Annotated in this window: 16 protein-coding genes and 1 pseudogene; 13 read left to right on the forward strand and 4 right to left on the reverse strand. The window is 58.7% G+C overall.

Going from position 1 to position 21,307, the window contains the following annotated elements; translation table 11 throughout:
* The first annotated feature begins 17 nt into the window (after positions 1 to 17).
* From CKJ82_RS08775 to CKJ82_RS08790, 4 genes are all read left to right on the forward strand, one after another.
* Entirely contained in the window at positions 18 to 2,027 is a 2,010-nt protein-coding gene (locus tag CKJ82_RS08775; protein WP_095537814.1) for a hypothetical protein, read from the forward strand.
* Between the two features lie 20 nt (positions 2,028 to 2,047).
* Entirely contained in the window at positions 2,048 to 3,163 is a 1,116-nt protein-coding gene (locus tag CKJ82_RS08780; RefSeq protein WP_240510740.1) for a 3'-5' exonuclease, read from the forward strand.
* A 198-nt stretch (positions 3,164 to 3,361) separates the two neighbouring features.
* Entirely contained in the window at positions 3,362 to 4,558 is a 1,197-nt protein-coding gene (gltS, locus tag CKJ82_RS08785; RefSeq protein WP_095537816.1) for a sodium/glutamate symporter, read from the forward strand.
* Between the two features lie 119 nt (positions 4,559 to 4,677).
* Positions 4,678 to 5,595, forward strand: coding sequence for a type II restriction endonuclease (locus CKJ82_RS08790; protein WP_095537817.1), 918 nt, complete (start codon positions 4,678 to 4,680; stop codon positions 5,593 to 5,595).
* Here CKJ82_RS08790 and CKJ82_RS08795 read toward each other — a convergent pair.
* Positions 5,592 to 6,512, reverse strand: coding sequence for a DNA adenine methylase (locus tag CKJ82_RS08795; RefSeq protein ID WP_205691399.1), 921 nt, complete (start codon positions 6,510 to 6,512; stop codon positions 5,592 to 5,594). The two genes, CKJ82_RS08790 and CKJ82_RS08795, sit on opposite strands and share 4 nt — an antisense overlap.
* 180 nt (positions 6,513 to 6,692) lie before the next feature.
* On the opposite strand from CKJ82_RS08795, the gene CKJ82_RS08800 reads away from it, so the two are divergent.
* Positions 6,693 to 6,908, forward strand: a complete 216-nt coding sequence (locus CKJ82_RS08800; protein ID WP_095537819.1) for a hypothetical protein — start codon at positions 6,693 to 6,695, stop codon at positions 6,906 to 6,908.
* Between the two features lie 3 nt (positions 6,909 to 6,911).
* On the opposite strand, the gene CKJ82_RS08805 is transcribed toward CKJ82_RS08800, so the two are convergent.
* Positions 6,912 to 9,713, reverse strand: coding sequence for an FAD-binding and (Fe-S)-binding domain-containing protein (locus CKJ82_RS08805; RefSeq protein WP_095537820.1), 2,802 nt, complete (start codon positions 9,711 to 9,713; stop codon positions 6,912 to 6,914).
* 70 nt (positions 9,714 to 9,783) lie between these two features.
* Here CKJ82_RS08805 and CKJ82_RS08810 point away from each other — a divergent pair, with 70 nt between their 5' ends.
* Complete coding sequence (locus tag CKJ82_RS08810) at positions 9,784 to 10,449, forward strand: GntR family transcriptional regulator (RefSeq protein WP_240510743.1); 666 nt, start codon at positions 9,784 to 9,786, stop codon at positions 10,447 to 10,449.
* Positions 10,450 to 10,746: 297 nt separating this feature from the next.
* Here the strand turns inward: CKJ82_RS08810 and CKJ82_RS08820 are convergent, their stop codons facing one another.
* Positions 10,747 to 12,099, reverse strand: a complete 1,353-nt coding sequence (locus CKJ82_RS08820; RefSeq protein ID WP_095537822.1) for a TRAP transporter large permease subunit — start codon at positions 12,097 to 12,099, stop codon at positions 10,747 to 10,749.
* A gap of 292 nt (positions 12,100 to 12,391) precedes the next feature.
* Here CKJ82_RS08820 and CKJ82_RS08825 point away from each other — a divergent pair, with 292 nt between their 5' ends.
* The 4 genes and pseudogenes from CKJ82_RS08825 to CKJ82_RS12055 all read left to right on the forward strand — a co-directional run.
* Positions 12,392 to 13,537, forward strand: coding sequence for an MFS transporter (locus tag CKJ82_RS08825; RefSeq protein ID WP_095537823.1), 1,146 nt, complete (start codon positions 12,392 to 12,394; stop codon positions 13,535 to 13,537).
* 219 nt (positions 13,538 to 13,756) lie between these two features.
* On the forward strand, positions 13,757 to 15,073 hold the full coding sequence (locus tag CKJ82_RS08830) for a short-chain fatty acid transporter (RefSeq protein ID WP_095537824.1): 1,317 nt from the start codon (positions 13,757 to 13,759) through the stop codon (positions 15,071 to 15,073).
* A 175-nt stretch (positions 15,074 to 15,248) separates the two neighbouring features.
* Positions 15,249 to 15,407, forward strand: coding sequence for a hypothetical protein (locus CKJ82_RS11850; protein WP_165765414.1), 159 nt, complete (start codon positions 15,249 to 15,251; stop codon positions 15,405 to 15,407).
* A 34-nt stretch (positions 15,408 to 15,441) separates the two neighbouring features.
* Positions 15,442 to 15,756, forward strand: a pseudogene (locus CKJ82_RS12055) (histidine phosphatase family protein); the annotation flags it as partial.
* Here CKJ82_RS12055 and CKJ82_RS08840 read toward each other — a convergent pair.
* Positions 15,753 to 16,178, reverse strand: a complete 426-nt coding sequence (locus CKJ82_RS08840; protein WP_095537825.1) for a hypothetical protein — start codon at positions 16,176 to 16,178, stop codon at positions 15,753 to 15,755. The pseudogene CKJ82_RS12055 and the gene CKJ82_RS08840 overlap by 4 nt on opposite strands.
* A 279-nt stretch (positions 16,179 to 16,457) precedes the next feature.
* Here CKJ82_RS08840 and CKJ82_RS08845 point away from each other — a divergent pair, with 279 nt between their 5' ends.
* From CKJ82_RS08845 to CKJ82_RS08855, 3 genes are read left to right on the forward strand one after another with little or no spacing between them, the layout of a single operon-like run.
* Positions 16,458 to 18,452: a helix-turn-helix transcriptional regulator gene (locus tag CKJ82_RS08845; RefSeq protein WP_095537826.1), complete on the forward strand. Its 1,995-nt coding sequence runs from the start codon at positions 16,458 to 16,460 to the stop codon at positions 18,450 to 18,452.
* Between the two features lie 52 nt (positions 18,453 to 18,504).
* Positions 18,505 to 20,136: a class I SAM-dependent DNA methyltransferase gene (locus CKJ82_RS08850; RefSeq protein ID WP_095537827.1), complete on the forward strand. Its 1,632-nt coding sequence runs from the start codon at positions 18,505 to 18,507 to the stop codon at positions 20,134 to 20,136.
* Entirely contained in the window at positions 20,136 to 21,290 is a 1,155-nt protein-coding gene (locus CKJ82_RS08855) for a restriction endonuclease subunit S (protein WP_095537828.1), read from the forward strand. The genes CKJ82_RS08850 and CKJ82_RS08855 overlap by 1 nt, the downstream gene beginning before the upstream one ends.
* Positions 21,291 to 21,307 lie beyond the last annotated feature (17 nt).

Raw genomic sequence — 21,307 nt, forward strand, 5'->3', positions numbered from 1 at the left:
CGAAATCCGAAGGCGCCATGACCCGCTCCACGCACGACACGCCCACACAAAAGCAGCGCGACCAGCACACGTCCTCCCGCCGCGCCGAGGACCTCACGCCCGATGAGGCCAACGACGTCCAGATAAACCTGGCCTACGACCTGCAGGGCGCCAAGTTTGACCTGCCCGCGGACTTCGAGGCCACGAAGGACGAGCTCCCGGAGTGGCGCCTCGCGCACTTCGCGGTGATTGTCCCGCTCCCGGTGGGGGCCTTCGATGGCGCCGATTTCACCCGCTGGGCGCCGGGCCGTTTCCGCGGCATCAAGTCGATCCAGGTCCCCGCGTTCGACGAGGCGCGCAACACCTACCGCAACCCGGAGACCATGGAGCGGGAGCGGAAGCTGGATCAGCCGGCCTGGAGGTATTCGCCGCGCGTCTTCCACCGCGGCGCGAACGTGCATTTCCGCCGGCCGCTCAATGAGTCGATGGGCGCGGATGCGCTGGACGCGAAGGGCGGGGCGTCGGAATTCGCACCCTCGCGCAATCGCCACGGCATGCGCGTCTCGGCCCGCCGCTTCCTGTTCCAGCCGGACATCACCCCGGAAAACGGCAAGGAACCACCAGCGGATCCGCGTCAGGCTCCCGTGGACTCGAGCTTTTCGCTTATCGACGCCACCAATCCCCTCGCCTCCGTCACCCTCACCTGCGCCGAGCTCCTGGACTACCAGGGCCCGGAGCTCAAGTACGCCGATACGGCCAACCAACCCGACACGCCGGACACACCGGACACACTAGACACAGACGCGCGGGAGTTCCGCAACCAGTTCCTGGTGCTCCACGTGGTTGCGGAGCACTGCTCGGGCGACGTGCTCGAGGCGGTGTCGAAGTCGTTGCATCGCCCGCGCAGCAAGGTCAAGTTGGGGCGTCCCGGCGAGGAGCCGCAGAAGACCAACCTCCTCGAGGTGTGCTTCGATAAGGTCAACGAGGTCCTCGGCGGCGCACAGCTGCAGGTCAGCCGCGGCGGCACCGCCTACGTGAAGGGGGATCGTCGGCGCCCGCTGGCAACGCGCCCGTACACCACGATCGCGGCGATTCCGGCCTGCGACGAGCCCGAGTTGCCCCGCCGCATGCGGAGCTCTCTCCGCGAGGGCTTAGGCACCTGGACGCGCCACGACGCGTGGGCGTGGTTCTTGGCCACACGCGCGGATGACTACAGCCCGGAGCTCACGGCGATGGATCAGGTCTCGCTGGACGCGTCGCGGGTGCAGCTGTTCCAGGATTGGACGGTGCATTCTGATGAGAACGGGCTGGCGGTGGTGCGCCGCTCGCCGATTGAGAACCGCAACAACAACTTCTGGATGCTCACCGGCACCCGCCTCGTCGACCTGGCCATCCTGGTCCGCCGGGCGGACAACTACCTGTCCGTGATGGCGAAGCAGATGCGTCGCATGTCCTTCGGCTCCGAGGAGTTGGAAGCGGTCCGCCGGAAGCCGGAGTGGGACGACGAGGACGTGGAGTTGGCGTCGAAAATCTTGCGCTCCAGCTTGCGCGACTTCGAGGACATTCAGACGGAATTTGTCATCTTCCGCGACTACCTCTGGTACGAGTCGGTGAGCGGCCGGCCGGTGGATACGGCCGTGCTGCATCACATGCTCAAGGAGACCGGTACGCGCGACGATTTCCACGAGGTCGCGTCCGAGCTGGAGCTGCGCAAGGACATTTACAAGACGCAGGGCGATGCGATCCGCGTGGCGCTGGATAACGTGAAGCGCCGGCGCGCGGAGCAGGCGCAGGATCGCCGCGAGCAGCTCAACATCAACCTCGCAATTGTGGGTACCGCCCTGGCCATCCCGGGCCTGATCGACCTGTGGCCGCGCGACGATTCCTCGTACGGTGCCTTCGTCATCTCGGTGATTCTGGTGCTTACCATCACGGCATTCCTGCTCAGCCCGAAGCTGCGCGGCGTATTCCGCCCAAACCCGAACTCAAAGTATAACTCACACGCAAACCATAAAGCAGCAGCTCAGAGCCATAAAAGTGAATCCTGAGTGCGACTTTGAGTTATGGTTTGAGTGCGATTGTTGGAAATCGAACTCAGAGTTCGAGCCCGCTTATCGACGCCATCGTCGCCGATTCCCTCCCCGCCGGCACCACCAACGAGACCTTCCTCCAGCGCGAGTACGAGGGCGTCGTGCTGGCCAACTCCATCACCACCAAGGCGGAGTACCTCAAGGTGGCCCGTACCGGCCGAGGCACGCCGTTGAGTAGGGCTCAACGAAAGGTGGTGTGGACGCTCCTGCAGTCCGCGATGCAGACCCAGGCCGTGGACGGCAAGCTGTTCTGGCCCACCATGTCCGCCGTGGGTGCCGAGCTCCTGCGCATCCAACGCGACCGCTCGGACCGCGCCCTATTCGACCACGTCGTGGTTGACGAGGCCCAGGACTTCAACGCCGGCCACTGGCGCTTCCTCCGCGCCTGCGTGGACCCGGGCCCCAACGACATCTTCCTCGCCGAGGACTCCCACCAGCGCATCTACGGCCAGCCCCTCGTGCTCAGCCGCTTCGGCATCTTCACGCGCGGCAAGGCGTCGCGCAAGCTCACGCTGAACTACCGCACCACCAAGGAAAACCTGGACTACGCCGTGCGCATCCTCAACGCGGCAGGGGAGTTCACCGACTCCGCGGGAGAGACCGATGACACCCACGGCTACCGATCCGCCCGCTCCGGCCCGAACCCCCAGCTCCTGCGCTGCGCCACACCGGACGAGGAGTTCGACGCAGCGGCCGCCTACATCAACTACTGGCTGGACGCCGACGAGGTCCACGAGCCCCGCATCGGCGGGATGTGCCGCACCCGCGGGCAGCTGAGCCGCATTGTCAGCGGGCTGGCCGACCACGGCATCGACGCCGTGCAGACCAAGGACGCGGCACACGCGTCGGGGGAGCAGGTAGCCGTGATGACCATGCACGGCGCCAAGGGCATGGAGTTCACGCACGTCATCCTGATGAGCGTGGGCCGCGACATCCTCCCGCAGCCCTTCCGCCTCGCCGGGCTGTCCGACGACGACCGCGCCGCCGCTTTGCAGCAGGAGCGCTCCCTGCTCTACGTCGCCGCCTCGCGCGCCCGCGACGCGCTGGTGATCACGACGGTGGGCGAGCAGTCGGAGCTGCTGCCGGAGGTGTAGGGGAGACCGCCCCTAAACAAGGTCCTGCGGGAACGGAAAATGAGTTACGCGGGGCCTTTGGTCTTTCGGTTTATGGAGCGTCGCTTAGTTGAACCTATTTCTCCTTTTGTGAAGGTGATAACACCCGCCCGAAGTGCGAGCTACCTCACGGTGGTGATTAAAGTAATCGTGTTCACAAATGATGAAAGAGGGTGACATATGCAAATTGAGATAGGGCTGATTAGCTCGGCAGCAATCACACTGCTTTTGCTGTTGTTTGGCGCTTGGGCAGCGAGAAGCTGGAAGGCATTCAGCATGTTTGCCATTCCGGGGCCCGTGGTTGGGGGTTTTCTCTTTGCCCTTGTGGTGCTTGGGCTGCGGGAGTGGGGATCGGTTGAACTCACGGTTGACACCACGCTGCAGTCGCCCGCAATGCTGGCGTTCTTCACCACGATTGGTCTGGGAGCATCGCTCAGCCTGATCAAAACTGGCGGGCGTTTTCTCATGGTGTACCTGCTGGCGTGTTGGTCGGTAGCGATTCTCCAGAATCTCGTTGGAATTGGCCTTGCCAAGGTCTTGGGGCTCAACGAGCTTCTGGGCATCATGGCAGGAGCTGTTTCACTCGAAGGTGGCCACGGCGCTGCTGCGGCGTTCGGCCCAACGGCAGAAGAGCTTGGCGCGCAAGGTGCTACCGCTGTCGCTATTGCGGCGGCAACATTTGGGTTGATCGCCGGATCGCTCATTGGCGGCCCCTTGGCAACCTGGCTCATCAAACGAAACAACCTCGCGGTGGAGACCCACGATATCGGCGAAGTCGAAGAGCGCGGAGTAGATAACGACTCAGACATCAGCGAAGGGTCCGTCACCGCGACTGCGGCCGTGATCGGCGTAGTGGTCGTGATCGGTGTCTACCTGGGCGAGCTCTTCGGTGAATGGACCGGGTACTCGCTGCCGGGATACGTCGGTGCCATGCTCATTGCGATTGTCTTGCGCAACCTGAACGACGCCCTTGGTTGGGTGAAGATTCACGGGAAAACCCTCAAGCTGATTTCTGACGTCTCCTTAGGCTACTTCCTCACCCAAGCCATGATGAGTCTCAAGATTTGGGACCTCTACGATCTCGCACTGCCGCTCCTGGTCATCTTGCTTGTACAGGTTGCTGTACTTGCTGCTTTGGTCGTGTTTGTTGTTTTTCGGGTTCTGGGCAGAAACTACGATGCAGCGGTCATTTGCGGAGGCATGATGGGTCACGGTCTAGGCGGCACTCCGAACGCGGTTGCCAACATGGACGCGGTTGGCCGCAAGCACGGACTGCAGTCAAAGGTAGCAATGGTGGTTGTCCCACTTTCGGGTGCCGTGCTGATTGACATTGTTGCGCTGCCATGGATCGTCTTCTGCCTCAACTGGGTAGCGTAACCACCGGGGATGGGGGGATTCGCTTTGGCTCCATTGCTAGGGAGAGGCGCGGGTTCTCGCCCAACACGCCGGGCGCGGTGGCGTCGATAAGCGAGACCGCCCTGGTTTAGGGTGGGGGAATGCGGATTGAAGAGGGGCCGGTGGCGTCGGCAAGCGAAGTGGAGCGGGAGGCGCTGCTGCCTCGGCACGAGGACGCGGTGGTGCGCACGATGCTGGGGCTGCTGCCCAAGGATGCGGCGGACTGGCAGCTGGTGGGGATTGTGAACAAGGACGGGGACGTGTTCACGTTTGGGAATGACTCGAAAATCGTGGGGCGCGCGTTTGAGGTGGTGGCGACGGCGTACGTGAAGCAGCTTGCCGATGCGCTGGGGTACACCTTCCGCGAAAGCGAGGTGCAGACCCAGTACCCGGATTTCGTGCTGGAGAAGCCGAACGGGCGGCTGATTGCCATTGACGTCAAATCCACCTACCGCAGCGTGGGCAAGCGCGGGGCGACTCGTGCGTTCAGCTTCACCCTGGGCAGTTTCACCAGCTACCTGCGCAACGACGGGACGAAGAACATTTACCGCACGTACGACGATTACGACGCGCACTATGTGCTGGCGTTCCTGTATTCGCGAACGAACCGCTTCGAGACGACCCGCGTTCCCGTCGCCGACATGGACAGCATCCGCCCCGCTTACGAGGACGTCGAGGTGGCGTTCATGGAGAAGTACCGCTTGGCCGGGGACAAGACCGGTAGCGGCAACACCGACAATCTGGCCACGTTCAAGGCGACGTCGATGGAGCCGTTCCAATACGGCGCCGGCCCGTTCGCCCTGCTCGGCCACGACGTGTTCGAGCACTACTGGCGCAACCACCCCAGAAACGCCGACTCCGCCGAGGTCAAACGCGCGAAGTTCAAGAACCTGCCCGCGTACTTCGACTGGCTGGAACGCCAGGACAGCGCCCCGTTCAACCCCGCGCAGCTGCGCGCGTCCTACGCGCAGTACAAGGGCTTCGTGGCCGATCGCGGCTGGGCGATTCGGCTGAACTAGAACAGCGTCGCCAGGCTCGCTTCGGCGCTCGCTTCGGGGCTTGCTTTGGCGCTTGTCGACGCCACTTCATCCCCCGGCACCGCGTGGCCGTGGGAAATAACCAGCGCCTCCGTCATCGCCTTGCGGTTCTGCACCGACGCGCCGACGTGGTAGAAGTGCTCGGTGGTGCGCAGCTCGCCCTCCCAGGCGCGCAAATGCGTGTTCTCGCGGTGAATGTTGGAGTGCCACATGCTCAGCGCGTACCCGGCGGGGGAGTCCTGTACCTGGCGGGCCAGCTGGTCGGCGAGGTCCTGGCTCCAGGTGCAGAAGTACTCGTCATGCCTATCGATGTACGGCGGATCCAAGTACAGAAAGTCCTGCTCCGTGAGCTGGCCGATGATGTCGGTGAAATCGGCGTGGCGGAACTCCCACTCAGGGCGCTTGGACAGGAGTGTTTCCACCCAGTGGACCTGGTTCACGATCTTGGTAATCAGCGCAGGCTGGAAGCGCTGCGGCTTCCGGCAGAAGGGGACGTTGTATCTGCCCTTGGCGTTGAACCGCATCATGCCGTTGAAGTTGCTGCGCTGCAGGAAGAGGAAGTCGAAGGGGCTGCCGGTCTCATTGAAGCGGTCGCGGACCTCGTAGTAGTAGGAGTGCTTGTCCGCCGGGGTTGCGGCCAGCTTCGGCGCCTCCTGCTCCAGGTAGTCGCGGACCTTCCAGGCGGTGAGCTCCCCAGACTGGATGCTGCGGTAGAAGTTGACCAGGTGCGGATTGATGTCCACAAACACCGCGCGCTGGGGCGCGAGGTTGAACCCCACGACGCCCGAACCCATAAACGGTTCGTAATAGGTTCCCGATCCGTCCCACCGAACGTTCGCCGCGATGAAGGGGACAAGTTTGGTCTTGATCCCTTGGATCTTCAGCGGCGGTACGTTCACGTGACCTATCTGCTGTGGCAGGAGCATGGCGGGGCCTTTCGGGCGAGTGGCGGTTGTGTGGTGAGTGTAGCAACCGCGCCGAACACGCCCGTGCGCTGCGGAAAGGGGGATCCTGTAGCATGGCATGCACCCGACGGCCGTCACGTTCTGCCATGGTGGCGCCGGTGAGACCAGGAGCACTTGAGTGACAACTTCACACGAATTGATGAAAAGCTCACCAACGAGCACAAGCGGGTCCTCGGCGGTGCGTTTGCCCCGATGATCTCGCAAATGATCCTGGAGCAGACCGGCAACGCGATCTACATCGGCGTGTACATCGCGGTGCTGTGCGTGTGCTCCATGCTCGCCGTCGTTGCCGTGCCGAAGGCGATCCAAGGGCGCGCGCTGGGGGAGTAGGTGCTAAAGGTCGGCATCTACCAGCACATCTCGGACAATCTCCGCCATGTGCTGGGCCTCCTTGCCCGTCCCCTGTTGCACCTGCGTACGGCAGGAGAAGCCGTCAGCGGCAACGATCCCGTCGTGTTCACGCACTCTCGGGAACAACTCTCTCTCGCCGAGCTCGAACGACATTTCTGCGTGGCCGTCTTCATAACCCCAGTTGCCCGCGAGACCACAGCAACCGGTTTGAATTTCCTCCATGTCGTATCCCAACGCGTCGAGAATGAGCGCTGACTGTTTTGGATCACCCAGCGATTTCTCGTGGCAGTGAACCTGGGTAAGCACTGATCCGGACTGGGGCTTAATACGCCCCTCTGCGACGAGCCGCTTGATCTTTGGCGCAACAACTTCTGAGAAAGATTTTGTCGCCTTTGCGAGCTCGGCGACACGCGGGTCACGAGTCTGTGAGACTGCGTCATGCTGCAACATAGTGGTACACGAAGGCTCGATCGCCACAACTTCGAGTCCCTGTGAAATGTACGGTTCAAAGACCTTGGCTGAGTGCTCGAGTACCCGCCGCGTCATGTCGAGCTGACCTGTCGAGTGCCACGTGAGTCCGCAGCACACGAATTCATCGGGAACGATTACGTGGAATCCCAAAGATTCCAGCACCTCAATGGCCGCCTGCGCAGGCCCCGTATTAAGCTTCGAGTTGAAAGAATCGGGCCAGAACACGATTGGCTCGCCAGTATATTTAGGAACGCGTTTCTTGGCCCATTTTTGGAGTGATTCTGGCGCGAAGCTAATCAGGGGACGACTCGAGTCCAGCCCGCCAACTTTAGCCATGATTTTCGCGGGAACAGTGGACTGCATGAGTGCTCCTGCAATGCGCGGCACTACAGGGAGCCGGTGTGCAATCTCGCTGAGAAGGGGAAGCCACCCCATGAGGTAGTGCACGCGGGGCCGTAACCTCCCTGAATACCGGTTATGAAGGAACTCCGACTTATACGTGGCCATGTCAACGTTGACCGGGCATTCAGACGCGCATGCCTTGCAGGAAAGGCATAGATCGAGTGATTCTTCGACGTCAGTGGAGTCGACGGTCTCCCCTCGGAAAAGCTCGGACAGCACGCGGGCGCGACCACGCGTGGAATGCACCTCGTCGTGAGTGATCTGAAAAGAAGGGCACATTGACCCTTCCATGGATCGACAAGCGGAAACGCCTACGCAGCGGTTCACCGCGTTAGTGAAACTTCCGTCATCTTGTAGGAAAAGCTGAGTGGGAGCGATCTCATTTTTTCGTTGCGCGGGTTCCATGCGGAGTCCATCGGTGACCGTGTCAGCCCATACGAGGACGCCTGGGTTCATTACACGCTGTGGATCGAAGAGAAGTTTGAACTCTTCAAATACGTGTCGCATCTCGGTACTGTACATTTTGGAAAGCAACGAGGATCTCGCTCTCCCGTCGCCGTGTTCACCAGAGAGCGATCCGCCGTACTTGGTCACCAGTTCTGCGGCTTCGTTCATAAATTTCTCGAAGTGGGTAATACCTTCCTTTGTGTGGAAATCAAAACTGATCCGCACGTGGACGCAGCCTTCACCGAAGTGCCCGAAGGGGATACCCCGATAGTTGTACTTCGCCATCAGTGCGTAAAGGTCGCGCAGATAATCAGCGAGGTTTTCCGCAGGGACCGCTGAGTCCTCCCAATTCGGCCACGCCTCTCCGCCGTCGGGTAAGCGGGTGACGGTTCCAGCAGAGGCTTCACGAATCCGCCACAGCGCCCTTGCTTCTGCGTGATCACTCACGACGACCGCACCGGTATGCTCAATCGATGTAGCTAACGATTCTGCCACCGCATTAGCTTCTTCTTGGGTATCGCCAGTAGTTTCGCAGTACAGCCATCCACCCGCGTTGGGCTGCCCAGGAAGATTATCGCCTGCTCGCTCTTGCCCGTTCTTGGAACGGAGCGCATCGAGCAAATCTCCGCCCATACCTTCGATGGTTGCGACGCCGGGTCGTCGAAGACGGGGCGCTGCAGCCGCGGCGGCGAACACGTCGCTAAAAGATAAGACGGCGAGTGCAGTATGTGGCGGTTTAGGGATGAGGCGGACGGTCATTCGCGTGATAACACCTAGCGTGCCTTCAGACCCCGCGATCGCCTTCGCTACATCAGACTTTAAATAGTGCAATCCGTACCCAGAAACTTGACGTGGGAAACGGCCAAGTTCTTCCTCGATCAGGTTTTTGTGCTTTGCATACAGCGCTTTGATTGCCTTGTCGAGTTCGGGGTCGTCGCACCCAGACTCAGAAAAGGTCACTAGCTTCCCGCTTGGGAGAGCCAATGTCACGTCAACCAAATTTTCCGCGGCAGTGCCGTAAGCAACGGAGTGTGAACCACACGCATTGTTAGCAACCATGCCGCCGATTGTGCAGCGAGAGTGCGTGGAGGGGTCGGGACCATACGTGAGTCCATATGCTCCAGCCGCATCACGCAATTCATCGCAAATAACCCCCGGTTCTACGACCGCTGTTTGCGATTCAGGGTCTATGGAAAGAATTCGGTTGAAGCGCCGTGAAGTGTCGATAACCAGGCCGTCGCCAATTGCATTACCAGCGACGGATGAACCACCACCTCGCCCGACAATTGGCCAGCCTTGCTGCCGTGCGTAATCGATTCCCTCGAGGATTTCATCTACGGAGTCGGGCTCAAGCACTGCCGCGGGAACTCGACGGAACAGCGACGCGTCGGATGAGTAGGCGGCGCGGGTCGGCATGTCGCGACGAAGTTTCTGCAGGAGAGACGTTTGAGGTTCGGGTACCATTATGTTCCTTATGACGAGAAAAGCGGATGCGGTTGTGGATTACGTTCGAGGGGCAATTCGATCAGGGGCCATGCGACCGGATGAATGGTACAGCGTGACGCAGCTTGCGGAGGAGCTTGGTATTTCCCGCTCGCCGGTTCGGGAGGCGTTGCTCAAGTTGCAGGAAGCCGGGCTTGTTCGCTTCGCAAAAAACCGCGGTTTTGAGATTATTGAGACTGGTCCGAACGACGTCGCAGAAATTTTTGCTATCCGGCTCGGCATCGAGCCACCGGCCGCATACCGTGCGGCCCGCTTCCGTACCCCTGAGCAGTTGGCGGAGGTGTACCGATTGATAGCGGCAATGCAGGAGTGCGCTGAACGAGGGGACGAAACTACGTTTTTCGTGCACGATCGGGCCCTCCACGTGCAGCTGTACGAAATGAGTGGGTCGAGATACGGGCAAGGCTTTATGGAACGCCTGAGGGATATTACCGGAATTCTGGGGCATACCACCGCTGGCACGTCCAGGACGCTGCATGACATTCTCGATGAACACCGGCCGATAATCGAAGCGGTTATCGGGGGACATTCGGCGGAAGCTGCAGCTCAAATGCGTGAACATTTGACCATTACGGGGAAGCTGCTCACCCGGCAAGCGCTTCGAGCTGAGACCCCCGATAACTTTCGGTCCGCCGATGATGAGTGGTACACCAGAAAAGTCGACGAGATATGGTCGCACCACGTGATTGACTGTTAACAACCTAGCCCTCGGATTGTTTCCGCTGCTGTTCAATCTCTCGCTCTTTCTCGGCCTGTTTACGTCGTGCCTCACGTGCTGCAGGTCGGTAGCCGAGGACGAAAGCAGAGAGAGCGCACAATGTAGCTGCTCCAAACACCCAAGGAGCGAGCGCATCATTCACTCCGGTCACCATGTCGCCACTACCCAGGAGAAGACCTATGCCTTGGAGACTCACAAGTGCGAGCCCTCCAATGAGGAATGCAGCGAGAAACAGGTAGAACAGAACTCGGAAGGTTTTGAATATTGTAGACATTTCTATACTCCTGGGACGTAAACCGGTAGGAAACCCATTCCAACGAGCCATGCAAGCAAAATCATTGGAACAACGAAGTACACAATGAGCGGAACAAACATCTTTGTCGGATTGGCCTCTGCCATTGCCGCGGAGAGGTAGATCGGTGCGCCAACCGGTGGTGACGCGCCTTCGGTTGCGGTGCAGAGCAAGACAGCGACGACTGCGATGGTGGGATCGATGCCGGCAGCGGTAAGTGCTGCTACTGCTGGGGCACCGATTGCAGCAGCAGTAGCTGTTGACGAGAGCGGTGTGGCGACAACTACTGCAAGTACGCCTACCACGAGGAGCATCGCCCACTTCGGCAGATCGAAAGCATCGAGGGTATTGGAGAGTTGATCGCCGACGCCCAATTCCTCCATGATGGACGCTGCTGCGAGAGCGGCGAACAGCGAAATGCCCACAGTCGCGAAGCTCGGAAGGTCCCGAACGAGCTGAGCGCGGAATTGTGCATTATTACGGCGAATGCGCCCGGCGCCCTCGATGAGTGCAATTACGGTGATGAGGATTGGCACCCAAACAATGATTGAAATCGACTCTACGCCTGCTTCACCGACCCCGGTGGAGGTCTTCAGCCAAGATGCGAGAGGGCCAATCGTGAGTAGAACCGGGATGATGATACCGAGAAAGATAGATGGAGAACGCCATCCCTGGCTCCACGCCTCGTTTAACGAGACAATGTTCTCTCGCGGCGTTTTCGGAATATTGTCTCGTTTGGTCCAGTACCAAACGACCACGAGGCGGTATAACACTGCGTAGGCGCCGGCACACGCAAGAGTGACGTAAACCTGACTTGCCGAGGACGCGGCAGCCGCTGGCATAGCCAAAATAATAAACATTGTTGAATTCGGGGGAAGTGAAACACCGAGTCCCGAATTTCCAGCGACGAGTGTCGCGGCTCGGTTAGACGAGAAACCGGTTTGCTTCATCCAGGGAATAGTGACGGAACCGACTGTCGCGGAGTTGCCAGCAGTTGAGCCTGCAATAAGACCCATCATTGCCGAGGAAAGGGTGGAGACATATCCCGCACCACCTCGCAGCCGTCCAAAAATTGAGTTCAAAATGGTAATCAAGCGATCAATGAGTCCAGTTGATTGGACGATGATCCCCATAAACACGAACGCCATACCTGCAAAAGTGACTTCGGAGGAAATGGCGCTAGTGATGCCATGCCAGAGAAGCTGGGGTGCCTCTCTTCCGCCGAAAAGCGCGACGCCGAGCAAACCGAGAAGAAGCGCCTCAGCAATGTCGCGTTTTAAAACGACGTTAATCAGCACCGTAATCGCGATGAAGACAAACAGCGCGAGGATGCCCATGCTTCATTCCTTTCAGATAAGAAAAAGTGATGTGGAGCACGATACCGGTAACATGTTACTGCGGATGAGATTTGCGAATATCAACCCAATGTGGGGGTAAAGGTGTTATAACTGAGCTCCGGGAACTGGGGATTTGTCAGCAAAAGCTGGGCTTAAGAGAATCGCGGAAAAAGTGCAATCTGCGAACGCTGCTGAGGTTGCGTCTTGCATCACACTAGGCGGTGGAAGTGCTGAGAAGGCGCGATCTAAATTGGCGTGAATCGAAACGAGTATATGTTTATGCTTATCCGGTATGGGTACGCTCGAGCGCTTCCGACGTTTCCTCATCTTGGCCGGTGGATTTATCGGACCTTTTCTGGGGCAGTCCATTGCAGTGGTGCTGCCGGAATTTGCGGCAGATTTTGGAATCACCTTGCATCAGGCGTCGATGATCATGACCGCGTTTATGCTGCCGTTCGCAACAACCATGTTGTTTTCTACCTACCTTGTCCGCAATGTTGAACCGGCGAAGGTGGTGCGGTGTGCTTTTAGCGTGATTGCGATCGCTGCCGTCGTGCTGGCGCTTACACCGAAATGGTGGATGTTCCTGATGGCGTTTGTCGCCGCAGCCTTAGCAAACGCGTTTACTTCTCCGCTTCTACAAGTGATTTTGAAAGCGATGACACCCGAGGAAGAGCTGGGTAAAGCGCTCGGGTCATATCAAGCGATGCAGTCTTGCGGGTTGTTCTCCGCGCCATTGCTTGCTGGTTTGTCTGTGCAGTTCGCCAGTTGGCGGGCAATGTATGTAGTGCTGTTTTTCCTCACGTTCACCATCGCCTTGGCAGGGCTGCCATCTACGTCGCCGTCAGGTGATTCTGCTTCACGCGAAGAGCGCCTGCTTAGCTGTACGGCAGTCCGAGCTGCGATGACGTTACTGACCATCGGCACTTGTGTGATTGGCCTTGGGTTCCTGCTTGCGTTGCATGTGGGTGAGAAGTTCGGCGCGGATCCAGTGGTACGTGGTGTGGTTGTGATGGCCGGAGGATTTACATCGTTCATTTTCGCTAGGTGGGTTGGGTCGTTAGCTGATCGTTTCGGCGCGCGAATGGTCACATCGGGTGGGCTGATTGTGGCTGCGATCGCGTTGTTGGGATTGTGCATTGCTCCGTCGTTGGCCCTGGTTGCTGCACTTTGGGGTATTGCCGTGCTCGCGGCGCAGGGTACGCAGATTTCTATTAACGTGCTCACGCTGCGCGCGCCGGGCGGGGCGCAGATTCTGTCAACGGTTCAGGCATTCCGGTTCTACGGCAACGCGCTAACACCGCTGGTATTTCTACCTATTTATGGCGCGAGCGGAGGCTGGGCGTTCGTTGGCGCCGCTGGGGCGTTGTTGGTGATGGGGGGGATCAGCGCCGTGGGGGAGGACGGGGGAATTCGTGGGCGAGGAGCGAACGCTTAAGGCAGCCTCACCGGCGGTGACTTGGCCGTACCTCCGTTGATTCTCCTGGTCTTTTCTTGAGGATCCGAGACTCTTGACTGATCCATAATTGAGCAAATAATGCCTTCGTGTTGTGAATTGAGTGAAAAACGTTCATTGTTATGAGTTAAGTAACTATGAAAGTGTCGGGGCGTCGATCAGCGAAGTCCTCATGACCAACAAGAGAGGAGCGGCGGGCGTATGAATGCCCTGGCAAACTTCACAACGAATTTGGTACAGAAATATCTGCCGGATGCGTTTATCCTCGCGATCTTTCTAACCCTCATCGTCATCGCAGCAGCGGTCGGGTTCACCGACTCGGGGATTATTGACGTTGTGGGATACTGGGGAGACGGATTCTCTAACCTCTTCGTTTTTGCGATGCAGATGGCTTTGGTGCTTCTGACCGGCTTTGTGCTTGCCCTAAGCCCAGTTGTAGAGAAGTTGCTGGGCAAGCTCACCGACATTCCCAAGAAACCGAACCACGCCTATGCACTTACAGCAGCGATTTCATTTGCTTGCTGCTACCTGAACTGGGGTCTGGGGCTCGTTGTTGGTGCATTGGTTGCGCGTGAGATGGGTAAGAAAGTGAAGGGGGTCCATTTTCCTCTCGTGGTTGCTGCTGCGTATTCGGCGGAAATCGTACGCGGACCGTCCTCGGCTATTCCGGTCGTTATGGCCACCCCCGACAATTTCATGTTCGACAAGGTGGGGCTAGTTCCGATCACGGACACGCTGTATAGCTGGTGGAATTTGCTAATCACTTCCCTCATTTTTGTCGCGATTATTGGCTTTTACCTGGTTATGCGTGTCCCCGAGGATGAAGCTGTTGAGTTCGTGGACTCTGTCCATGAAGAATACGTGCATGAGGAGTTGTCGGATGAACCAACGTTTGCGGAACGCCTGGATAACTCGCGCATTTTGTTGATACTGCTCGGTGTACTGCCGTCGGTGTACTTAATCAATTACTTTGTTAACGACGGGTTCAACATCGACCTCAACACCGTAATCCTAATTTTCTTGACTCTCGCGCTGTTCGCGCACCGCAGCGTGAAAGACTTTCTCAATGCGGTGCAAGAAGCGATCACTTCGACACGGGGGATCATTCTCCAGTTCCCTCTTTACGCTGGGGTTGCGGGTATCATGTCGGACTCGGGTCTCGTGGAGACGTTCTCCAACGCCTTCATTTCCATTGCAAACAGCACGACGTTCCCGCTGTTGACGTTCCTGTCTGCTGGTTTTGTGAACGTGTTCATCCCCTCCGGCGGTGGGCAATGGGCTATCCAAGGCCCTGTTATGCTTCAAGCCGCCGAGTCGATGGGTGCGAGCATCCCGCAGACAATTATGGCTTTTGCTTGGGGCGACGCATGGACGAATCAGATTCAACCCTTCTGGGCCCTCCCCTTACTGGGCGTTGCTGGCCTGAATGCGCGGAGTATCATGGGGTACTGCATTTTGTGGCTTGTTATCACCGGGGTAATCATCTGTACTGGTTTTATCTTGCTGACGCTCTTGTGAGCTGCGTTTTACAGTCACGAAATGGCGAAATACTCGCAGACAACTGCTAGGTTCACGAGCGAAGTTCTTTAAATTGGCTCGTCGTCCGGACTATTTTTACACCCGCGAGATCGCCGGGTGGTTTATCCACGAGACGATTCCTGACCCAGTGGCTACAGAAAGAAAGGGCTGGACTGTGACCACGATGCCATCGACCAATCGGCAGCGCGACTACTTCCGCACCTTCTGCATCAGCGCGGGAAACATCGAGGTGATGGTCGGGGAGATATACGACGGAGAGCTGTCGCAGGTGTGGATCAACACCGAGCGAAACAAAGAACCCCCGGCGAACTAATCAATGCACCCTAAAACCGGAAGAGTCGGTTTACTGCTCTCCCCGCCTGCGTGCACAGGTAACCGCCCAACTCGCCGGATTCTCGGACTATCAGGTCACCGAGGACCTCGCCGAGTGGAATTACGGGCAGTACGAGGGAAAGACCCGCCAGGACATCATCGCCACCATCCCCGACTGGCAGATCTGGCCCCACGGCCACGCCCTGCGCGTGCTCGCGATGACGTTGCTGGGCATGCCCCTGAGCTTCGGCTCACAGCTCCCCTTCGACACCGCGACCGTCTCACTCCTCGGCCACTACTGCGGCCGCCGCGCACTCAAGAAGTGGAACAGCCGCGTGGGCAGGCTTTAGGCCGACACCTGCGGCAACAGCGTGCCGTCTTCTCGTTCTTCGACGAACGTCACCACAAAATTAAACGTATCAACCGGCAGCTGGAAATCTCCGGGAACGCCCTGACGGTTGACGTACTGAGGCGGCAGCGGGAGCACAGATTCGACCAACTGCTCGACAACCTTGTCGTCGACGCTCGCCACGGTCACAGCCCCCTCGAGCACCTGCCCATTGGGGCCGTGCAGTTGGAAGCGTTTCGGGTACGTCCGCTGCGGAACCGTATAGAAATCAGTGGGCGCGAGAGCTTTCATCATGGCCCGCATTGATTCGGCGTCGTCATTGAACGCATAGGGCTTGACCGCATAGGTCGCTGAAAGACCGCCCTCGGAGTAGAAAACCCACACGTTAAATCCGACTTCGGGATTCGGGCTGGCAACAGACATTCCGCGTCCTTTCTCTCGATGACTGATGAATTTCGCGACTCAGGATAGCGGAAGCACCCGACACCAGCTACCTATACCGTCGCCACACATTGCAGCAAGCAGCAGCGCCCACCCATTCGTTTCAGGGTTAAGATAATCGGCCTTAAGAACCCTTAATGACGTTTAACAACGTATTTTTGAGCGGTTGCACCAAAGTTCCCTTATGGTGAATAGCAGAGCAATCAGCAATGACTGTTCGCCCCTATTTCCCATCGCTCCCCCTACGAAAGGAGGCACACCATGACCGCCACCATGACGCTCGCCGACATCGCTCGCATGACCGGCGTCGCACGCCCTGCGGTCAACGAGTGGATCCAGCGCTTTAATGCAGAATCCGCCTCCCCCTTCCCCGCCCCCTACGAAGAACATGACGGCCGCCCCTACTACGCCGTCGCCGATGTTCAAGACTGGCTGCGCACAACGCAGCTCGGCCATCGTGCTACCGCGGTGGATGATGCACTCTTCCACTCTTCTCTCTACCAGATGCTGCTCAGCCACCCTGCCCACGCCGCGCTCAGCCTCTTACAGTGCAGCACGGGTTTTGAGGAACCTTCCCTAGATTCCTCTACCGAGGTCATAGACGCCCTCACTGCCTCATACGAACACGCCGCAGACAGCACCCCTACTGCCGTCTCGCGCGCCGACATCAACGAGGCAGCCGAGCTCGTCACCGAGGCGGCGTTCACGCCGGCTGCAGTATTGGCCCGACTTGCCCACGACCTCGGCACTCAACGTCAGGTTCTGCTGTCCCCTCGTTTCTCTGCGCGTGTGACCTCTGCTTTGAAAGAAGCCCTCACTGTTTCAGGTCCTACGCCGCTCATCATCCCTACTGATGAATACAGCCTGGGACTCGTCGCAGACCTGGTCCGTAGTCTCACAGAACCGATATCACTCATCATCGGTTATCGGAAGGAGTGCGCTCCTGCCTCTCTCTTCTGGGCTGAACTGGTGTGCCGCAACGTGGAGTTCCTCGACGTCAGCGAGGAGATCCCCTCGGATTCCTTCATCATCCACGCAACGCCCGCGCAACCGGAGGGATCCCAGGAGTACTTTGACGGCCTCCAGGATTGGCTCGACCACTTGGATGACCGTGGCGCGCTTCTCTGCGTATCCTCCGCAGGCTTACTCATCGAAGATTCCTCAGCCCAGGGTATCCGCCGGCGCTTCCTTGCACCCACGGAAACCGGCGCACTGGCCCCGCTCCGCTACAGCGCGCGCCTGCCCCGCGGCATTTTCCCTGACCGTGGCCAACAGCAAGGCGCCTTGTGGATCTTCAAGCGCCCCAACCGCGCTGCAGTCGGCAACTCCGCCGACGCACCAGTAGTGCTTGCAGACGTACCCGACGTAACCGCGCCCGGACTCATCTCGGACTGGGTCACCATGCTTACCACTCCGGACGATGCTCTCAAGCACACCTTTGTGCGCGGCCGCACACTGCGTGCCGCCTCTGCATGGCGCAGCCGCACTCATTCTCTTGATGATTCCGTCTTTACTAGCAAGGCAACAGCGTCGGCTGCTGACCTCATCCACACCGCGCATCAGGCCGGATGGGACATCAGCTCTGTAGGACTCGAGGACACACAGCCACAGGTCGGCATGCGCGCCGACACTGAGTCCACGCAGATTGAGTACCGTCCTTGGAAAGCCGCAACTAATGCCCGGACTGGAGTTCTTCAGAAGCTCAGCGGCTCTCGCTTCTCCGACAAGGATCTCGCTCCGAACGCGGTTGCAACGCTGGAACTCATCGGCGCGCCAGAAATCCTGGGACACGTTCCGCAAGGCACTCGAAGCATCGACCGTCTGCAATTAGACGACATTGCACCCCGCGGTGTTCTCACAGAGCCCGGGGACGTTGTCTTCATTAAGAGCCCTACGCCACGTGCTCTCATCGATGAAGAAGGTGGCAAGCTCGTCACGGCTCCTGCCCAGGCGTTGCGGTGCCGCACCTTCCGCGGACGCAGCAAGACTCCCCTTGAGAAGGTTTGCGTCCCGTACCTTGTGGCGAAAGCCATCAACGAGGCCACCTCCTCAGAGCCGAATTCGCTGTACTTCCCCGTCTTTCCACGTGGGAGTGCGAAGCGCCTCAGCTCGGTGGAGCACCAGCTCCGCGCACGACGCCAGCAGCTCTTGGAACAGTTACATAGCCTCGATGAACTTGAGCACAACCTCGTCATGTCGATAGGTACCGGTGCTGTCACCATCGCTGAATCTCGTGCACAATCCCCGCCAGGCTAATAACAGAGTTCAACATTCAAACACACAAACACCGTTATATGTAAGGAGAAAAATGACTAACTCAGTCAAGGATGAGCAGAACGTAGAGTCTGCCTCCGCCACCACCCTCAAAGAGCTCAAGGACACTTTATGGAAGGCAGCAGACAAGCTGCGGGGTTCCATGGACGCCTCTCAGTACAAGGACATCGTCCTAGGACTGGTGTTCCTCAAATACGTCACTGATGCTTTCGATGCCCGGCGCGCAGAGCTGCGTGCTGAAGGCGAGGAGCGCGGCGATAGTGAAGAGTACATCCAGGAAGACCTCGAAGATATCGACGCTTACCGTGAGAAGAACGTTTTCTGGGTCGACCGCATCGCTCGCTGGACCTTCCTGCGCGACAACTCGAAGGGCAAGACGGCCGACGCCGGCCAGGAGTACCAGTCCATCGGCAAGCTCATCGATAACGCGATGAAGCAGCTCATGCTGGACAATGAGTCGCTATTAGGTACTTTGCCCACCAACTTCGCCTCGGATAGCGTTGACCAGCGTCGTTTGGGCGAACTCATCGACTTATTCAGCACCACGCGCTTCACCGCGGAGGGTCCCGAGCGTGCTCGCGATTTGCTGGGTGAGGTCTATGAATACTTCCTGGAGAAGTTCGCTCGTGCTGAAGGCAAGCGAGGCGGCGAGTTCTACACTCCCCGCCCCGTCGTCCGCACTCTCGTAGAAATCCTGGAGCCAACCCAGGGCCGTGTCTATGACCCGTGCTGTGGCTCAGGCGGCATGTTCGTGCAGGCAGAGAAGTTCCTCGAGACCACAGAGAAGGACCGCACTGCTCTGGCCATCTACGGTCAGGAGCTTAATGAGCGCACCTGGCGCATGGCCAAGATGAACCTGGCCATCCACGCCATTAGCTCTGCCGGCTTGGGTGAGCGCTGGGCCGACACCTTCGCCCGCGACATCCATCCGGATAAGCAGATGGACTACGTCATGGCCAACCCACCGTTCAACATCAAGGATTGGTCGCGCAACGAGGAAGACACTCGCTGGAAATACGGCGTTCCGCCCAAGCGCAATGCAAACTTCGCGTGGATGCAGCACATTATCTCCAAGCTCACCTCACAGGGCGAGGCCGGCGTCGTCATGGCCAATGGCACGATGACATCGAACTCCTCGGGTGAAGGCGATATCCGCAAGGCCATGGTGGAAGACGACATCGTTTCCTGCGTCATCGCACTTCCTGCGCAGCTCTTCCGCGGCACGCAGATTCCGGTCTGCGTCTGGTTCTTCGCCAAGGACAAGAAGGCTGGCTCCAAGGGCATCATCGACCGCACCAACCAGGTGCTCTTCATTGATGCCCGCGAGCTCGGCCACATGATTGACCGCACGGAGCGCACCTTCAGCGACGACGACATCCAGAAGATCGCCGACACCTTCCGCCAGTGGCGCGGCCGCACCTCCGCACCTAAGGGCAAGACCTACGAAGACATCGCTGGCTTCTGCAAGTCCGCCTCCCTCGACGACATCCGCGACGCCGACTTCGCCATGACTCCCGGCCGCTACGTCGGCTTCGCTGAGGCCGAAGAAGACGACGAGCCCATCGACGAGAAGATTGCCCGCCTCACCGGCGAGCTCACCGCCGCGTTTGACGACGCCGCCCGCCTCGACCAGATCGTCCGCGAGCAGCTGGGGAGGTTGAAGTAATGGCTACACAGCAACAAAACATCGGTGAGGTGCTTCAGTTCTTCAACGAGGCGCGCAGACCGGTCAAGTCAAGTGATCGAGTCCCTGGCCCTTTCCCCTACTTAGGCGCATCGGGCACAGTCGATTATGTGGAGGAGTTCACTCACGAAGGCTCCTACCTGTGCGTTAGCGAAGACGGCGCCAACCTGCTTACGCGTTCACTCCCCATCGCCTGGGTACAGGATGGAAAATTCTGGGCCAATAACCACCTCCAAGTACTAGGCGGCGTATCACGCGAACATCTCACGTTCTTCCGATATGCAATCGAATCCACGAACATCGCTGCTTACGTGACTGGTTCGGCTCAGCCAAAACTGAGCAAAGCCAGCCTCAGCTCCGTCAAGGTACCGAAATTCTCGCGAGGCGAAGAGGAGAGAATCGGAAAGCTGTTGTCGGCCATCGACGATAAAATCGCCGCTAACCAGTTAGCGATTCACAAGATTCAGGAGCTGCTACATGCTCAGTGGCATACCATCACCAACACCGGAGTTAGTTCTACTGAGCCGATTTCCAGTATCGCCGACGTCAATCCCCGCACGTCAAAGCCGCAAAGCGATGAATGTAGTTTCCTGGAGATGAAAGATCTTCCGGAGTACGGATTGATTGTGGACCGCTGGGGAAAGCGCGAGACCAAGGGAGGCACCAAGTTCAGGAACGGTGACGTCCTTCTCGCGCGCATCACTCCATGTTTTGAAAACGGCAAAATGGCAATTGTCGACTTCCTTGAGGATGACGAAGTAGGAATGGGATCCACCGAGTACATCGTCTTCCGCCCCAAAGAAGACATCCCTGCCGCTGCAATCCATGCCATTATCAGCAGCCCCGAATTCCGTAGCTTTGGGTACAAAGCACTTACCGGCACCTCTGGACGTCAACGGATTGCAGCCGACGACCTCAAGGAAATTGCGGTTCCTTGGCCCCCCGAAAGCGCTTTGACAGAGTACAGGCAGCTCGCCGACGTGCTCCTTAAAAAAGCGACGGCGCTTCGAAATGAAAACCAAGTTCTCGCCCGCACCCGCGACGAGCTCCTTCCGCTCCTCATGAGCGGCCGGATCACGGTCGGTGAAGCGGAGGAGGCTGCGGACGTTGCGGGCACGGCGGCGTCGGAAAGCTAAGCACTCTCTATCCCTAC

Source organism: Corynebacterium gottingense (assembly GCF_002285125.1).
Taxonomy (GTDB): Bacteria; Actinomycetota; Actinomycetes; order Mycobacteriales; family Mycobacteriaceae; genus Corynebacterium; species Corynebacterium gottingense.

Excerpts from the sequence above, each read along its gene's own strand:
- CKJ82_RS08845 (WP_095537826.1), top strand. The coding sequence starts at position 16,458 with ATGACCGCCACCATGACGCTCGCCGACATCGCTCGCATGACCGGCGTC.
- CKJ82_RS08805 (WP_095537820.1), bottom strand. The coding sequence starts at position 9,713 with ATGGTACCCGAACCTCAAACGTCTCTCCTGCAGAAACTTCGTCGCGAC.
- gltS (WP_095537816.1), top strand. The coding sequence starts at position 3,362 with ATGCAAATTGAGATAGGGCTGATTAGCTCGGCAGCAATCACACTGCTT.
- CKJ82_RS08810 (WP_240510743.1), top strand. The coding sequence starts at position 9,784 with ATGCGACCGGATGAATGGTACAGCGTGACGCAGCTTGCGGAGGAGCTT.
- CKJ82_RS08825 (WP_095537823.1), top strand. The coding sequence starts at position 12,392 with ATGGGTACGCTCGAGCGCTTCCGACGTTTCCTCATCTTGGCCGGTGGA.
- CKJ82_RS08790 (WP_095537817.1), top strand. The coding sequence starts at position 4,678 with ATGCGGATTGAAGAGGGGCCGGTGGCGTCGGCAAGCGAAGTGGAGCGG.
- CKJ82_RS08840 (WP_095537825.1), bottom strand. The coding sequence starts at position 16,178 with ATGTCTGTTGCCAGCCCGAATCCCGAAGTCGGATTTAACGTGTGGGTT.
- CKJ82_RS08830 (WP_095537824.1), top strand. The coding sequence starts at position 13,757 with ATGAATGCCCTGGCAAACTTCACAACGAATTTGGTACAGAAATATCTG.
- CKJ82_RS08820 (WP_095537822.1), bottom strand. The coding sequence starts at position 12,099 with ATGGGCATCCTCGCGCTGTTTGTCTTCATCGCGATTACGGTGCTGATT.
- CKJ82_RS08855 (WP_095537828.1), top strand. The coding sequence starts at position 20,136 with ATGGCTACACAGCAACAAAACATCGGTGAGGTGCTTCAGTTCTTCAAC.
- CKJ82_RS08850 (WP_095537827.1), top strand. The coding sequence starts at position 18,505 with ATGACTAACTCAGTCAAGGATGAGCAGAACGTAGAGTCTGCCTCCGCC.
- CKJ82_RS08775 (WP_095537814.1), top strand. The coding sequence starts at position 18 with ATGACCCGCTCCACGCACGACACGCCCACACAAAAGCAGCGCGACCAG.